We start from the raw sequence: 16048 nt of genomic DNA, 5'->3' as shown, positions 1-16048 counted from the left end.
GTTTATTGTGCGCCTGAGCGCGTTGCTGTGAATCGTTGCCACGCGACGATTGCAATGACGCCGCACGCGAGCACGGCGGCCATCGCGGCGAAGGTGTGGCGCACGCCGAGCGCCTCGGATGCGCTTCCGACGAGCAGGTAACCGAACGGCATCGTGCCGTTGTAGGCCATGCCGTACATGCCGACGAGGCCGCCGCGCACGTGTTCCGGACACTGGCGCTGAATGGTCGCGTTCGTCGACGTGGCCGCGAACGTGAGGCTGAAGCCGAGCGCATAGAACGCGGGAATCGATCCCGCCGCATCGGTCGTCGCGGCCAGCACGGCCAGCGCGCCGACTGCCGTCCAGGGCGCATACGCGATGAACCGGCGCGATGCGCGCGGCCCGAACGCCGACGACAGCAGCACCGCCGCGCTCAACGAGCCTGCGCCGGCGCACGCGAAGAACACGCCGGTAAAGCGCGCCGCGTCGTGAAAGCCCTGGTCCGCGAGCAGCGGCACGAGCGTCTGGTAGCTGCCTGCGAACAGGCCGATGCACGCGAGAATCGGCAGATAGCGGGCCGAGAACGCGTCGGACAGCACATAGCCGACCGCGTCGCGCAGGCCGCTCTCCACGCGCGACGGGCGGTCCACCGCCGCAGTCCGGATCGACCGCACGCACGTCGCCATGAAGCACAGCGCGAGCGCATAGATCGCGAACGACGTCCTGGGCCCCAGCGTCGGATAGACGAATCCGGCGATGGTCGGGCCGACCATGCGCCCGACGTTGTAAACCATCGTATTCATCGCGACCGCGTTGGAGGTGTGCGTCGCATCCTCGAGGCTCGTCAGCAGCAGCACCTGCCGCGCCGGCGTTTCCACCGCGCTCGACACGCCGATCGCCAGCGCATGCGCGAGGATCAGCTTCACGCCGAGCAGGCCGAGCAGCGACAACGTGAAGAGGCTGCCCGTCAGCAGCAGCGACGTCATCAGCACGCAGAGCGTCACGCGGCGCGCGTTGGCCGAGCCGATGCGGGAGCCCGCCACCGGCGCGACGATCAACTGCGGCCCGTACAGCAGGAAGTTGAGCAGCGCGAGGATCGCCGCCGAGCCGGACAGGTGATAGATCAGCAGATTCAGCGTGACGTTCTGCGTCCAGCTGCCGAGCACCGACGCGACCTGGCCGCTTAGATAGCGCCGCAGCGATGCCTCGGTCAGCGCGGGAAACAGCTTGTTCACCCATCCCGATTGCGTTGCCACGTTCATGACAGCGTCTTCCCGCGCGTTTCGGGCGCGAACAGCACGACCGCGGCCGCGGCGATGAACGCGACGATCGTCGTCGCGAGTCCGAGCGCGAAGCCGCCCGACGTCGACGCCAGCGCACCGATGACCAACGGCGCGATGAAGCCGCCGAGCCGGCCGCCGTTGTATGCGAGGCCCATGAAGAACCCGCGCGATGCCGTGTTGCCGATGATCTCCGCGAGGAACGGGCCGGCCCCCGCGAAGATGCCGTTCACGCTGAAGCCGGTCAGAAAGATGGCGGCCATCAGCAGCAACGGATTCGCCGACACGATATACACGCCGACGGCCAGCGCACCGACCAGCAGGTACGCCAGGAACATCGGGCGCCGGCCGATCCGGTCGACCCATGCCGAGAACAGCAGGAACCCGGTGATCGCGCCGAACTGCAACGCCAGCACGAACTTCAGGCTATGCACGAAGTCGAGGTGCTTCACCGTGATCAGGAACGTCGGCGTCCACGTGAATACGCCCCAGTAGAGGTACTGCAGGAAGAAGATGAAGCAGAAGGCGGTGAACAAGCCGCGCACGTTCAGCTTCTCGTGACCTGCCGTGCCGGGCTTGCGGGCCTGCGATTTCGCGTGCCGGCGTTCGAGCCAGATCGGCGATTCCGGCGTCTTGCGCGCGACCCAGAACAGAATGAAGAACGGCGACGCACCGATCAGGAACAGCAGACGCCAGCTGTCGCCGGCCAGTCCGCCATGCGCGGCGCCGACGATGCCCGAGATCGCGATCGCGAGAATCGCGCCGATCGGCAAGCCCATCTGCATCAGCGCGCCGCCCTTTCCGCGCCGGCTCGGATGCCAGGTTTCCGCGATGAGCGCCGCGCCGGCGGTCCAGGTTCCGCCCATGCCGAGCGCGCCGAAGAAGCGCAGCGCGGCAAACGAGTGCGCGTCCGGCGCAAACGCGATCAGGCCGGAGAACAACGAGTAGATGCCGACGCAGAGCAGCGCGGTGCGCACGCGCCCGATCCGGTCCGACACGAAGCCGAACAGAATGCCGCCGACGATCTGTCCGGCCGCCGTGACGCTCGTGAAAACGCCGAGCTGCGCCTTGCTCAGCCCGAACTGCAGCGCGAGCGTCGGCAGCAGCAGCGAAAGCAGGAACGAGTCGTAACTCTCGAACGTCCAGCCGAGCCCCGCGAGCGACAGCGAACGCCACTCGGTACCGGTAATGCGCGTGGACTCTTGTTCCGCGGCTTCGGACGCCATGTCCTGCGTCGCCACGGTTGCACTCGTCTTCATCGGTTGTCTCCGGGAATCGCGACGCGATACGTCGATGCGGCCGTCCGGCTGAATAGCGCGGCCTTTTCATCGGCCGACATCGCGGACGCGAGTCGTTTGAAGGCGTTCCACAGCACGCGATAGCCGAACATCCCCTTGTCGACGGGAAAGTTGCTTTCGAACATGCAGCGATCGACGCCGAAGAGTTCGACGCAGGTGTCGAAATACGGCTGCCACGCCGCCGCCAGTTCCTGCGACGACGGCGGCAGGTCGCGTGCGGCGAAGTCGAAACCGAACACGCTCATGCCCGCCCCGCCCAGCTTCATGCGCGTGTTCGGCAGCGCGGCGAGACGCGCGAGTTGCCGTTTCCATTGCGCATGAACTTCCGCACGCCGGCCGGCATGCGGGCCCACGCCGAGCGGACCGCCGAAATGGTCGATGACGACGGTGACGCCCTCGCAGGTGCGCGCGAGTTCGTACAGATCGTCGAGTTGCGTGTGATACACCCACGCGTCCAGCGACAGCCCGTAGCGGCCGAGTGTCGTCACGCCCTGCCGGAAGGCCGGATCGGACATCCGGTCGCGCGGCGGCGTCACCGGGCTCGATCGCACGTCGGGGCTCGCATGCCACGCGAGCGGATTGCGGATGCCGCGCAGTCGGCCGCCGGACACCTGCAGCATCGTGTCGAGCACCGCATCGAGTTCCACGCCGAGCGAAAGATCGGCGCCGCCGACGATGGCCTCGCAGCATCGCGTGGAGCCGTAAGCGCCGCTGTCGAACATCGCGGCGATGCCGCTTGCGAATTCCACTTCGCCCACCGGCTTGAACGCATCCGGCCCGCTTGCACGCAACATCGACCGGCACTGCACGTAGACCGTCGACACGACCCGATGGCCGCTGCGCACGTCCGCGCCGAACTCGTCCGCGAGATAGCGCCCGGTCTGGCGGTCCCACAGGTGGTGATGAGCGTCGACGATGGCAAGCTCGGGGTCGAGCACCGGCTCGTCGCGCAGTGCGAGCCACTCGGGCCGGACGGGCAGATGGGGCGCGTGAACGGTCTGCATCGCACTCGCCCTCAGAACTTCTGGCGCATGCCGATCACCACGCCCGTCTGGTCGTGGCCGGGCGCGACCGTGCCGTAGCCGTTCACGCCGAGCGCGGAACCGCCCTTGTTGCGCGCGAATCCCGCCGTCGCGTAGATATCGGTCCGCTTCGACAGCAGATAGTCCGCACAGAGCACGGCGAGCCACGGATCGGCACTGGTCGAATGCACGTCCTGGTAATAGGCCGTTGCCGTGACCACGAACGCCGGCGACACCGCGTATTGCGCGCCGGCCCAGTACAGGTTCGCCGCGCTGGCTTCTGACCCGTTCGCGATACGGATCGGGTTCGCGGGCAGGAACGCGTTCGACGCATGAAGATAGCGATAACCGGCGAATCCCTTCACCGGTCCGATCGCATACGACGCGGCGGCCGTGGCGCGACGCTCGGTACCCGTGTTCGTCGCGACGGTGTTGCTGTTGCGCTGCTCGTACGACACGCTCGCGGCGAGCGGCCCTTGCGCGAAAGTCAGCGCCCCGCTAAAGAAGCGGCCGGTGAGTTGCGCGCCTGGCACCTCGGCGCCGTACCCGGTGTCGTAGCGGGTGCTGTACATCGCCTGCGCCGTCAGCGGACCGAACACGCCGGTGTACTTCGCCGAATTGTCGATACGCGCGGCCGCCGCATAGTCGAGCGACAGCACCGAGTATCGCGACGACGCGCCCATCGGGTCGAAGGCCACGGCCTGTTCGTAGAAGAGCGAGTTCTGGCGGCCGAACGTCAGCTGCTGGCCTCGATACGACAGCCCGACCCACGCCTGCCGGCCGAACAATCGCGAAGTCGTGGCGGCATTCGAACCGAGGCCTTTCGTCGACTGCGCAGTCGTGCCGTCATTGATGTTGAAGCCGTTTTCCAGCTGGAAAATGGCTTTCATGCCGCCGCCGAGATCTTCGACGCCCTTCAGTCCCCAGCGCGAACCGGACAGATTGCCCGACGCTTCGCGCGTCTGCGCGCCGCCGGTACTCGTATTGTTGATGTGCTCGATGCCGACGTCGGCAATGCCGTACAGCGTGACGCTGCTTTGCGCATGCGCGGCGCCGCACCACAAGGTCGCGCTCGCGACGGTGACGGCGCTGCGCACGAAGCGGGACGTTGGGCGGGCATACTGGCTGGCCTGATTCGACAACATGAAGTCTCCAAACTGTTTTTGTGGGTTGTGTGACGAAGAAAAATTCACGGCTCGCGGGCGACAGGCGCTTCGCCTGCGCCCGAGCCCGGATCGCCGAGCCACGCGATGATCAAAGCACCGAGCAGCAGCACACCCGACACGGCGATGAGCGGCGTAGTGAAGCCGCCGGAGAATTGCTTGAGCGCGCCGATCATCGACGGCCCCACGAAGCCGCCGAGATTGCCGACCGACACGATCAGCGCGAGTCCGCCCGCGGCGGCCCGGCCGGTGAGGAAGCCCGACGGGATGGCCCAGTAAGTCGACTGGAACGCGAGGATCCCGCTCACCGTCACGCACAGTGCGAGCAGCTTGAAGACCGGCGCATGAAGGAAGGCGCTCGCGCACAACGCCACGGCGGCGATGGCCAGTGCACCGGCGACATACGGAATGCGGTTGGCCGCGCGATTGGCAAGACGCGCCCACCAGAGCATCGCGCCGGCACCGATCGCATACGGAATGGCCGTCAGCCAGCCGACCACCGCGTGTTCGACGCCGAACTGCCTGATGATCTGCGGCATCCACAAGCCGACACCGAGCGAGCCGACGATCCCGCAGAAGTTGACGAACGCGAGCACGAACACGCGCCAGTTCGTTATCGCATCGCGCAGTTTGCTGCCGTGCTTCGCGCCGATGTCGCGCTGCTCGAACGCGAGGCGCTTCGCGAGCGACGCCTTCTCTTCGTCGCTGAGCCACGCGGCTTTCTCGGGACGGTCGGCCAGCACGAACAGGCACGCGATGCCGAGCAATACGGCCGGTACGCCTTCGATCAGCAGCAGCCACTGCCAGCTGCGCAGCCCATGCAGGCCGCCGAGTTCGAGCAACGCACCGGAAATCGGCGAGCCGATCATGTTCGCGACGGGGATGCCGACGAGGAAGGCGGCCGTCACCTTCGCGCGCCACTTGCCGGGAAACCAGTGCGTGAAATACAGATAGATGCCGGGCGTGAACCCCGCCTCGGCGAGCCCGAGCAGAAAGCGCGCGGCCGCAAAGCTCTTCGGGCCGACGACGAACGCCGTCGCCATCGAGAACAGGCCCCACGTGATCATGATTCTCGCGATCCACACGCGCGCCCCGACCTTCTGCATGATCAGGTTGCTCGGGATCTCGAACAGGAAATAGCCGATGAAGAACAGCCCGGCGCCGACACCGAACTGCTCGGCCGTGAGACCGAGATCCTTGTTCATCGTGAGCGCGGCAAAACCGACGTTGGTCCGGTCGAGATAGCTGATGACGTAGCAGACGAAGATGAACGGCAGAATGCGCCGGAACGCCTTGGCGAGCGTGCGCTCGCTGGCCGCGTAATCGTCGGCGGCCAGGCGCTCCGCGGATGGCGAGGCGACGCGCGGTGCGTCGTCGCCGGCATGCAGCGCGTGCGAAATGGTCATGCTTGTCTCCTTCGTCGCGCGGCTGGCGGCGCGATCTTTCGGCATGCGGGCGGGAAACCGGCGAGCGGCTTCCCGGCTCGTGGGTCTCAGTCCTTCCTGGCTGCCTGTTTCGGCAGCGGGCCGGCGACGGTCATGTGCGCTTTCAGCACGGAACCGGATGTCGATTCGGTGATGAAGAGTGTCTTCATGTCGGCACCGCCGAAGCACACGCTCGTGAGCGACGCTCCTTTCGGCCCGGTCAGGATCTCGACGGGCTCCGCGCAGTGGTTGAGCACCCACACACGGCCGAGCCCCGGATTCGCGACGAACAGGCGGCCTTCGAGATCGACGGTGAGGCCGTCGGGGCCGCTCGGCCCGTACGACGTGAAGAACTGGCTGACCTTGGTGACCGACCCGTCGGCCTGCAGCGGCATGCGCCACACGGCATTGCCGCGCGTCATCGCGACGAACAGCACCTTCTCGTCGCGCGACAGCACGAGCCCGTTCGGGCTCGGGCAGGTGCCGAGCAGCATGTCGAGCTTGCCGTCGGGCGAGAGCCGATACACGCGGCCCGTCGGATCGTGCAGCCCGGTCTGCCCCTGGTCGGTGAAATAGAGGTTGCCGGCCGAGTCGAACGTCAGGTCGTTCACGCCCTTGAAGCGCTCGGTGTTGCGGCGCTCGAGATACGGGCGCACTTCACCGCGCTCGATATCGAGCAGCATCAGGCCGTTCCGGTAGTCGGTGATGATCAGGTGCGATGCGTCGAAGCGCTTCATCCCGTTGGGCTCGCCGTCGTATTCGACGACGAGATCCCAGTCGCCCGACGGCGAAATGCGGAAAATGCGCCCGTGCGGAATGTCGGTGACGAACAGGTAGCCGTCCGGATCCCAGACCGGCCCTTCGAGAAAGGAATCGGTGACCATGCCGCCGCGATTCGCGCGCGCCCATTCCGTGCGGACGTCCGGCTTGCGAAACTTCTCCGGCATGCGCGTGAATACTTCGGCTTCGCGCACGTCGGGGTTCGTCAGATAAAACATGCGTACCTCGAAGTTCAGGGTTCAGGCCGCGCTGTGCGCGCGTTCGTCGAGCACCGCGAGGACGTTGGCGGCCGCGCCCTTGCCCATGTTCACGTACGCGGCATCGCTCACGCCGCCGACGTGCGGAGACAGAATCACGTTGGGGATCTGCTGGAACGGGTGCGGCGCCGTCATCGGTTCCACGTCGAAACTGTCGAGTCCGGCCGCGCGCAACTGGCCGCTCGCCAGCGCGTCGGCAAGCGCGGCTTCGTCGATCAAGCCGCCGCGTGCGGTATTGACGAGAATCGCGCCGCGCTTGAAACGCGCGAGCGTGTCGCGGTTGAGCATCCGGCGGTTGTCGGCCGTCAACGGACAATGCAGCGACACAACGTCCGCCTCTGCATACAGCGTGTCGAGCGGCACCAGCTTCACACCGGCAGGCGCTTCCTTCGCGAACGGATCGAACGCGAGTACCTTCATGCCGAACGCCGCGCCGATCGCAGCCACGCGCCGGCCGATCGCGCCGAGTCCGACGAGGCCGAGCGTACGGCCGTCGAGTTCGACGGACTTGTGCGTCGACTTGTCCCAATGGCCTTCGCGCATGCGGATATCGAGCTGCGGAACGGACTTCGCACATGCGAGCAGCAGCGCCCATGCATGCTCGGCGACGGCGGCCGCATTCGCGCCGACCGCGGCGCGCACCGCGATGCCGCGTGCGGCGGCAGCGTCCTGATCGATCACGTCGATGCCGCTGCCGTGCTTCGAAATCACCTGCAGGTTTTCGGCCGCGTCCATGATGCGGGCGTTGACCTTGCCGTACCGGACGATGATCGCGACCGGCTTGTGCTGGGTGCAGAGCGCCACGAGGTCGTCTTCGGTCGGTTGCTTGCCGGCGAACACGACGTCGAATGGCGTGAGCATGTCGAGCGCTTGCGGTGCAAGGTCGGCGGCGGTCACGAGGACCACTGGCTTGTGCGAAGCGGTCGGCATCACAGCGCCTCGCCTTCGGCCAGCATGCCCGCTGCGCGGAGTTCCTTCTCGACCCAGCCCGGACGAAGGTCGCCCTTGTGGATCGCCGCGATACGCGCGGTTTCGACGTCGAGCTTCTTCTGCGCGAGATCGACGATGCGCGCGACGTCGTCGCGCGGAATGACGACGACGCCGTCGGCGTCGCCGACCACCAGGTCGCCCGGATTGACCGCCGTGCCGCCCAGCGAGATCGGCGCATTCACGCGCCCCGCGATGCTCTTGGTCGGGCCGCACGGATTGAGGCCGGCCGAGAAGACCGGATAGTCGCCGTTGGCCAGCTCATGCGAATCGCGCACCGCGCCGTCGATGATGATGCCGGCAATGCCGCTCGCCTTCGCCTGCGCCGCCATGATTTCGCCGAGCAGCGCGCACGAGATGTCGCCCTTGCCATCGACCACGATCACGTCGCCCGGCTTCGCGACGGCGAGCGCCGCATGGATCGCCAGGTTGTCGCCCGCGCGGACCTCGACCGTGAGCGCCGGGCCGGCGACCTTCATCTTCGATGACAACGGCCGAACGCGGCCATGCACCGTGCCGCGGCGGCCGGCGACATCGGCCAGGATCGCAGCTTGGTAGCGCGCGGCGGCCTGAACGAGCTCGGGCGGCACGCGCTCGATGTCGCGATTGATCGGAGAAGTGCTGACGGATGGGTTGCTCATGACTCGACCTCGGGTTATGCGTTGTACTCTGTACAACACTGGTGTACATGGTGAAACCACTATAACCAGAGGGCTCGCGCCACGGCACTGGCGTTTACCCTTTTACGTGGTAAACCAGCGTTTTACTCTGTACAATTCTTGTCGAGTGACGAAGGGAGAGAAGGAATGGGAAACGACGGCGTGGTTGCCGTGGAAAAAGCACTTTCGCTGCTGGACTGCTTCAAGCCCGGCGCCGAATCGCAGTCGCTCGCGATGCTGTCGCAGGCATCCGGCATGCACAAGACGACGGTCTATCGCCTGATGAATTCGCTGGAGCGAATGGGCTATGTCGTACGCGCGCAATCCGGCAACTATTCGCTCGGACATCGCGTGCTGTACCTCGGCAAGCTGTACGAGCAGTCCTTCCATCTGTCCACGGTGGTTGAACCGGCGCTGCATGCGCTGGCCGCGCTGACGAAAGAAAGCGCATCGTACTACGTGCACGACAGCGGGCATCGGCTTTGCCTGTTTCGGGTCGAGCCGTCCGAAGGTCTGCGTGAAACGCGGCTCGCGGGGACGATGCTGCCGCTCGACGACACCGCCATCAGCCAGGTGATCCGTTTCTGGGGACTCGGCGAACCGATCTACGACAAGCCGCCCGCACTGCCCCTCTTCACCGCCGGTGCGCGCGACGTGCACACGGCAGCGTTCGCGGTGCCGATCTTCGGCGCCGGCGACAAGTTCATGGCGGCGCTGACGCTTTCCGGTCCTGCGTCTCGCCTCAGCGTCGCGCACGAGTCGGGCGAGCTGGATCGACCGCAACTGGATGCGGCCGCGGATCTGTCCCGGAAGCTGGGGGCGAGCGTCGCGCTCTGCGATCACCTCTACGGCACCTGATCGCCGCTTCGACAAACGCACGGTTCAGGCCGACACGCCGTGCGTCGCCTGATTGCGGATACGTTCGCACCACGCCACACGGCTCACAACCGATAAACCCGCAGCGCGGTGCCGGCGAACAGCGCGTCGCGTTCGTCCTCGCTGGCGCCGGCGACGATCGCCGCATACGCGCGCCAGAGCGCCCGGTAGTCGGCATGGAGCCGGTCGACCGGGAAATTCGACGCGAACATGCAGCGTGTCGCGCCGAACACGTCGATCGCCTCCAGCACGTACGGACGGAAGCTTTCGACCGTCCAGCGATGGTCGAACATCGCGAGCCCGGAGAGCTTCATCGTCACGTTCGCACGCCGCGCGAGCCCGCGCAGTCCGTCGCGCCATTCGCGCCAGCCGTGCACGCTGGCTCGATCGACGAACATGCCCGTGTGATTGACGATCACGGGCGTGTCCGGATGCGCATCGATCACGGTGAGCGCCGCACCGACCTGGGCCGGGTACAGCTGCAGGTCGAACGACAACCGGAATTCGTCAAGCATTCCAAAATTTTCGCGCCAGCGCGGTTCGGCGAGATAGTCCACGTCGACGTAGTTGTACCAGGGGTCCGGATGCCGGTTCAATACCTGCCGGATGCCGCGCACGTTCGGATGTGCCGCCGCGCCGGCGAGCCGGATGCGCGCATCCGGCGCGAACAGGTCGACGCCCGCCACGATGCCGTCCGGCATCCCGCCGCTCGCCGGCGCATCCGCAAGCGCCTGCAGCCAGTCGACTTCGCTCGGTGTCGTCCACGCGTCGTGGATCGCCTCGACGTGCACGACCTTCAACACGTCGATATCCGCACCGGCGTCGGCGCGCAACTCCGCGGGCCCGTACCGCCGGGGCAAATCCGCGACCGCGCCGGAGAACGCCGGCTGCGCGCGATCGAGCCAGCTGTAGCTGAGCATGTCCGCGTCCCAGAAATGGACGTGTGGATCGACAATCTGCATGACGGCTCCGTCAGTTCATGCGAATCGGTGACGCGCCGCGCGCCCAGGAAAGCGCCGGCCTCATTCCAGATGAAACATCGGCTCCAGCGATTTCTCGACCGGACGCCCGTCCGGCCCGGTCTCCATCAGGTCGGCCATGTACGCCCACCAGCGACGCATCACGTCCGTTTCGGCGAGCTGCGCGCTCCTGTGATCGGCCGGCCGCTTGAGCACGGCGAACAGGTGATGGGTATCGTCGTCGAGAAAAATCCGGTAGTCCGATATGCCCGCCGCACGAAGCGCGTCGGCCAGTTCCGGCCAGATCGCATCGTGCCGGCGCCGGTATTCGTCCCGCTTGCCGGGGTGCAGGCGCATCCTGAAGGCGATCGTTTCCATGGCCATGCCTCGCTGTTTCACTGCAGGTTCACGTACATGCCGCCGTCGACGAGCAGCGCGGCGCCATTCACGTAGCGCGCCATGTCGGATGCGAGAAACACGACGCAGTCGGCGACGTCGTCCGGCTCGCCGAGACGGCCGAGCGGGATCCGGCGCTCGAAGTACTCGGTCTTGCCGGGCGCCGCGAGATCGTCGTCGTTGATCTCGGTCCGGATCGTGCCCGGCAGCACCGAATTGCAGCGGATCCGATGCGGCGCGAGTGCGACCGCGCACGATTGCATCAGCGCATGGACGCCGGCCTTGGTCGGCGTGTAGTGCGTCTGCATGCCGCCGCCGACCAGCGCGCTGATCGAGCTGGTCGCGACGATCGCGCCGCCGCGCCCTTGCGCGGCCATTTGCCGTGCGGCGGCCTGGGTCATGTAGAACGCACCGTGCAGGTTCACTTCCATCGTTCTTTGCAGCAGATCGGGCGGCAAATCCAGGAACCCGTGGAACGGGCAGATTCCGGCGTTGCTCGCCAGCACGTCGATCCGGCCGAATCGCTCGACCGCTGCCGCGACCAGCGTGCTTGCCGTGCCGGGCTGCGCGACGTCGCCAGGCACGGCAAGCACGTGGCGCCCTGTCGCTCGGATCGCGTCGACGAGCGCATCGATCTCGTGATCGGCCTGCGCAGGCAGCAGCGGGTTCGTCCAGTAGTTGACGACGACGTCCGCACCATGCCGCGCGCACGCCAGCGCGATCGCGCGGCCGATCCCGCGCGATCCGCCCGTCACGACGACGACCCTGTCTTCGAGCAACTTCGTCATTGCGCCCCCTTCTACTTTGGCCATCACGCCTTCGGCAGCCGCCGGCATCGCGATGCCGGCGTGCACCTGCGCGCGCTCAGTGTTCATACGGGCGCTGCATGCGCACGTCCGGATTCAGGCGCACGCCGAAGCCGGGCGTGTCGGGCACCTTCATCCGCCCGCCGACGGGCACCGGCTCGTCGAGCAGCAGCGGATCGAACATCGGCACGACACGATCCGCCTGCGGCGCCATCATCAGAAATTCGGCGAACGGGCTGTTGTGCCGCGTCGTGACGAAGTGATAGCTGTAGACCGACGACCCGTGCGGAATCACCAGCACGCCGCGCGCGTCGGCGAGCGCCGAGATGCGCATCAGCTCGGTGAGCCCGCCGCACCAGCCCACGTCCGGCTGGATGATGTCGCAGCACTCCATCTCCAGCAGCATCCGGAAGCCCCAGCGGGTCGCCTCATGCTCGCCGGTCGTGACGAGCATGCCGCGCGGCACATCGCGGCGCAGCTTCGCATAGCCCCAGTAGTCGTCGGGCGGCAGGCATTCCTCGATCCATTTCAGGCCGAGCGCGTGCGCACCGTGCGCGAGCCGCGTCGCATATGGCACGTCGAGGCTCATCCAGCAGTCGAGCATCAGCCAGAAATCGTCGCCGACGCGCGAGCGCATGTCGGCGAGCGCATCGAGATTGCGGCGCAGGCCGGCGTCCCCTTCGGCCGGGCCGTGATGCAGCGGCAGCTTGCCGCCGATGAAGCCCATCTCCTTCGCGAGATCCGGCCGTGCGCCGGTCGCGTAGAACTCGAGCTCGTCGCGCACCTTGCCGCCGAGCAGCTGGTGCACGGGCTCTTGCCGCACCTTGCCGAGCAGATCCCACAGCGCGAGATCGACGCCGGAAATCGCATTGAGCACGACACCCTTGCGCCCGTAGTACAGCGTCGCGTAGAACATCTGATCCCACATCTTTTCGATGTCGGTCACGCGCTGCCCTTCGATGAAGCGCGCGAGATGCCGCTCGACGATGAACGCGCCGATCTCGCCGCCGGTCGTCACGGCAAAGCCGACCGTGCCGTCACTGGCCTCGACTTCGATCACGAGCGTGCCGAGCACGTTGATGCCGAACGACTGGCGGCTCTGCCGGTATTCGGGGTAGCGCGACATCGGCGTCGCAATGTGGTCGTCGATCCAGTGACCGGCATCCTGATCGTGGTAGTCGGCACCGCCACCACGCACCGTCAGCGCGCGGACCGCGCGTATCGTCGGCATGCTCATTCTTCGGGTTCCTTGGTTGGGTCGTCGAGTCCGGAAGCCGCCCGTACGCGTCGTGCGCACGGATTGCGGCGCAAATCGCCACGTCGTCCTGCGAGATCGTCGCGTCAGCGTGCCCAGCGCAGCACCAGCGCGTCGAGCCGTCGCGCAATTTCGATCAGGCCCGCGCGCGTCGCCGGATGCAGCGGCGCGAGCGGACGGCGCGGCGCGTCCGATGCGATCACGCCGCCCTCCTTCATCAGCGCCTTCGCCGCGAGCAAGCCGGCCTGACGGTTCTCGTAGTTGATCAACGGCAGCCATCGCTCGTACTGGGCAACCGCCTCGTCGCGCCGCCCGGCGAGATACGCGGCGAGAATCGGCCGCAGCCCGTCCGGATAGCCGCCGCCGAGAATGCTGCCGGTCGCGCCCGCATCGAGATCGGCGAGCAGCGTGATCGCTTCCTCGCCGTCGAACGGCCCTTCGATCGCGTCGCCGCCGAGCGCGATCAGCTCGCGCAGCTTCGCCGCCGACTGCGGCACCTCGATCTTGAAATAGCGCAGATTCGGAATCGTGTGCGCGATGCGTGCCAGAAACGCGGCCGATACCTGCGTGCCGCTCATCGGCGCGTCCTGGTACATGATCGGGATCGCGATCGCATCGGAAAGCGCCGCGTAGAATTGCTCGATCGCGGCCTCGCCACAACGAATCGTCGCGCCGTGGTACGGCGGCATCACCATCACCATCGCCGCACCGGCCGCCTGCGCGGCGCGACTGCGCGCCGCGCAGATCGCCGGATTGAAATGCGTGGTCGTCACGATCACCGGCACGCGTCCAGCCACATGCTCGAGGATCGCCGCGATGAGCCGCTCGCGTTCGTCGTCGGTCAGCGAAAACTGTTCCGAGTAGTTCGCCAGGATGCAAAGGCCGTCCGCGCCTGCGTCGATGATGAAGTCGACACAGCGCTTCTGGCCCGGCATGTCGATCTCGCCCGCGTCGGTGAAGATCGTTGGCGCGACGGAGAACGCGCCCGTATAGCGGCGGTGAATCGGCGTAGTCTGGGTCATCGCGAATCCCTCTTTATAATAAGAAGTCCAAATTATGTGGCGCATTCGTCATGCGCCGATACGCGCGCTGCCGCGTGCGTCACACGCGGCCGTACCGGCCGCGCAGCCCGTCCGTCACGCCGCAATAGATCGCCTTCAACTTCAGACGCTTGTTGCGTGCATGCAGCAGCACGAACGCCACGTGCTTGAGCGTGATGAGATTGATCAGCAGCATGGCCGGATAGCGTCGCCAGTAGTCGCGGGCGACCAGGATGCAATTGCGCGCCGCATAGTAATGGCGCAGCGCGCTCTGATCGAATATCTCGACGCGCGGCCAGTGCTGCTGCGCGGACGGGCTGCCAAGCTCGTGGGGCAGCGACACGTCGGCGTTGACGCGCACCGGCACGCCGTGCGCCTGCGCGCGCATGCAGTATTCGGCGTCGACGTGGTCGATGAAGAAATCCTCGCGGAAACGGCCGAGTGCGCGATATGCGTCGAGCGAAATCGCGGTGCCCGACGAGATGATGACCGAGCACGACAGCAGGCCATGCGCGCCGCCGTGGATCGGCGTGATCTGCGCGGACCAGCGGCGTACCGTGAACAACGGCAGGTCGCGCTGGAAATTGCGGTTGAAGATCCGCGGGCCGACCAGGAAGCGGCTGTCGCCCACCCGCGCGCAGCCGGCCAGCATCCGATCGAAATAGTCGTCCGGAACGTGCGAATCCTGATCGAAGATGAAAAAGACGTCGCAGCCGCGGCCGATCAGGAATTCGACGCCGGCGTTGAACGCACCGGCGATTCCGCCGCGATTGTGATTCGCGATCACATCGACGCCGCCTGCCGCGAGACGCGCGTACAGCGCGCGATCGGCGGCAGGCGAATTGTCGACCGCGACGACGGCGGGGCTTTTCGCAGGCAAGGTCAGCAAATGCTCGATCTGCGCTGCGGACGGCTTGTACAGCGTGACCAACGTACCGTGTGTCATGACGGCACCTCGTGACGATCAAGTAGCGATGCGCCGCGCCGGTCGATCCGGGCGGCCCGTCCTCCTTTGCACGACTGCTTGTCTCGCCGACCGTCCTGGTCCCGCCTGTTCGCGTGCCGCACGCGGCCGTCGCAGGCGCTGCCGCCGGTCTTTCTCTATTTTGCGTACAGCTTGACGACGCTCGCCTGGACGACGCGCGTGATCTCCTCCATCCGCCAGCGGATATGCGTGTCGGTCAATGTCGCGCAGCGCGCCGCGTCGCGTTCGGCGAGCGCGTCGAGAATCTCGAGATGCTCGGTGAACGCCTCGTTGCGTCGCTGATCGACATCGACCCACCGCACGTAGTGAATCCGGGCGTTGATCCCCTGCAGCACGCGGCCGATCTCGGCGTTGCCCGACAACGCGGCGAGCTCCAGATGAAACTGCTCGTCCTTGACGACCAGCTCGGACGACGACATCCGCGCGGCATTCTTCATCACCTGCTTCCAGAAGCGACGCAGCGCCTTGATGTCGTTGTCCGACGCACGCTCGCACGCCAGCGTCACCGCGGTCGTCTCGATCGAGCGACGCAATTCGAACAGATCGAACACATCCTTCCCCTCCAGTTCCCGAATGAAGAAACCGCGGTTCGGCACGAACACCAGCAGGTTTTCGGCAACGAGCCGGTTCAGTGCCTCGCGAATCGGCGTGCGACTCACGTTGAAGCGCTCGGCGAGTTCCAGCTCGTTGAACCGCTCGCCCGGTCGAATCTTGTACAGCACAGCCATCTGTTTCAGCTGCTCGTAAATCTCGTTGACCGTGAGGCCCGTGCGCGTCGGCGCCGCGGTCTCCCGGCCAGCCATAACGGAAGTCGACATCTCGTCTCCTGGTTCCACCTGTTGTCACCGCGCGTCATTATCCATCGGCAATTTGCCAGCGCGC

General features: G+C 66.4%; 16 protein-coding genes. 1 reads left to right on the top strand and 15 read right to left on the bottom strand.

Features of this window, described 5'->3' with window-relative positions:
* Window positions 1-2: 2 nt before the first annotated feature.
* From AC5LXX_RS17730 to AC5LXX_RS17695, 8 genes are all read right to left on the bottom strand, one after another.
* Window positions 3-1241, bottom strand: a complete 1239-nt coding sequence (locus tag AC5LXX_RS17730) for an MFS transporter (protein WP_493412470.1) — start codon at window positions 1239-1241, stop codon at window positions 3-5.
* Window positions 1238-2518 (bottom strand): MFS transporter, encoded by a 1281-nt coding sequence (locus AC5LXX_RS17725; protein WP_493412469.1) that lies wholly within the window; start codon window positions 2516-2518, stop codon window positions 1238-1240. The genes AC5LXX_RS17730 and AC5LXX_RS17725 overlap by 4 nt, the downstream gene beginning before the upstream one ends.
* Window positions 2515-3561, bottom strand: a complete 1047-nt coding sequence (locus AC5LXX_RS17720) for an amidohydrolase family protein (protein ID WP_493412468.1) — start codon at window positions 3559-3561, stop codon at window positions 2515-2517. The genes AC5LXX_RS17725 and AC5LXX_RS17720 overlap by 4 nt, the downstream gene beginning before the upstream one ends.
* A gap of 11 nt (window positions 3562-3572) precedes the next feature.
* On the bottom strand, window positions 3573-4724 hold the full coding sequence (locus AC5LXX_RS17715; RefSeq protein WP_493412467.1) for a porin: 1152 nt from the start codon (window positions 4722-4724) through the stop codon (window positions 3573-3575).
* Window positions 4725-4768: 44 nt separating this feature from the next.
* Entirely contained in the window at window positions 4769-6148 is a 1380-nt protein-coding gene (locus AC5LXX_RS17710; RefSeq protein WP_493412466.1) for an MFS transporter, read from the bottom strand.
* Between the two features lie 86 nt (window positions 6149-6234).
* Complete coding sequence (locus tag AC5LXX_RS17705) at window positions 6235-7164, bottom strand: SMP-30/gluconolactonase/LRE family protein (RefSeq protein ID WP_493412465.1); 930 nt, start codon at window positions 7162-7164, stop codon at window positions 6235-6237.
* Between the two features lie 21 nt (window positions 7165-7185).
* On the bottom strand, window positions 7186-8133 hold the full coding sequence (locus AC5LXX_RS17700) for an NAD(P)-dependent oxidoreductase (protein WP_493412464.1): 948 nt from the start codon (window positions 8131-8133) through the stop codon (window positions 7186-7188).
* Window positions 8133-8831: an RraA family protein gene (locus AC5LXX_RS17695; protein ID WP_493412463.1), complete on the bottom strand. Its 699-nt coding sequence runs from the start codon at window positions 8829-8831 to the stop codon at window positions 8133-8135. Before AC5LXX_RS17695 ends, AC5LXX_RS17700 begins: the two co-directional genes overlap by 1 nt.
* Before the next feature lie 165 nt (window positions 8832-8996).
* On the opposite strand from AC5LXX_RS17695, the gene AC5LXX_RS17690 reads away from it, so the two are divergent.
* On the top strand, window positions 8997-9707 hold the full coding sequence (locus tag AC5LXX_RS17690) for an IclR family transcriptional regulator (protein WP_493412462.1): 711 nt from the start codon (window positions 8997-8999) through the stop codon (window positions 9705-9707).
* An 83-nt stretch (window positions 9708-9790) separates the two neighbouring features.
* Here the strand turns inward: AC5LXX_RS17690 and AC5LXX_RS17685 are convergent, their stop codons facing one another.
* The 7 genes from AC5LXX_RS17685 to AC5LXX_RS17655 form a co-directional block, all read right to left on the bottom strand.
* Entirely contained in the window at window positions 9791-10687 is an 897-nt protein-coding gene (locus AC5LXX_RS17685; protein ID WP_493412461.1) for an amidohydrolase family protein, read from the bottom strand.
* Window positions 10688-10747: 60 nt separating this feature from the next.
* Window positions 10748-11062 (bottom strand): L-rhamnose mutarotase, encoded by a 315-nt coding sequence (gene rhaM / locus AC5LXX_RS17680; protein WP_493412460.1) that lies wholly within the window; start codon window positions 11060-11062, stop codon window positions 10748-10750.
* 17 nt (window positions 11063-11079) lie between these two features.
* Complete coding sequence (gene lra1, locus AC5LXX_RS17675; RefSeq protein ID WP_493413454.1) at window positions 11080-11868, bottom strand: L-rhamnose 1-dehydrogenase Lra1; 789 nt, start codon at window positions 11866-11868, stop codon at window positions 11080-11082.
* Window positions 11869-11944: 76 nt separating this feature from the next.
* Complete coding sequence (rhmD, locus tag AC5LXX_RS17670; protein ID WP_493412459.1) at window positions 11945-13123, bottom strand: L-rhamnonate dehydratase; 1179 nt, start codon at window positions 13121-13123, stop codon at window positions 11945-11947.
* Window positions 13124-13227: 104 nt separating this feature from the next.
* On the bottom strand, window positions 13228-14163 hold the full coding sequence (locus AC5LXX_RS17665; protein WP_493412458.1) for a dihydrodipicolinate synthase family protein: 936 nt from the start codon (window positions 14161-14163) through the stop codon (window positions 13228-13230).
* Between the two features lie 79 nt (window positions 14164-14242).
* A complete protein-coding gene (locus tag AC5LXX_RS17660; protein ID WP_124455515.1) occupies window positions 14243-15127 on the bottom strand; it encodes a glycosyltransferase family 2 protein in 885 nt (294 codons plus the stop codon).
* A gap of 155 nt (window positions 15128-15282) precedes the next feature.
* Window positions 15283-15984 carry a GntR family transcriptional regulator gene (locus tag AC5LXX_RS17655; protein ID WP_124455514.1) on the bottom strand — a complete coding sequence of 234 codons (702 nt, stop codon included), beginning with the start codon at window positions 15982-15984 and terminating at the stop codon, window positions 15283-15285.
* Window positions 15985-16048: the final 64 nt, after the last annotated feature.

The organism is Burkholderia torrens (assembly GCF_984668525.1).
This window is presented reverse-complemented; position numbering and strand designations above follow the sequence as displayed.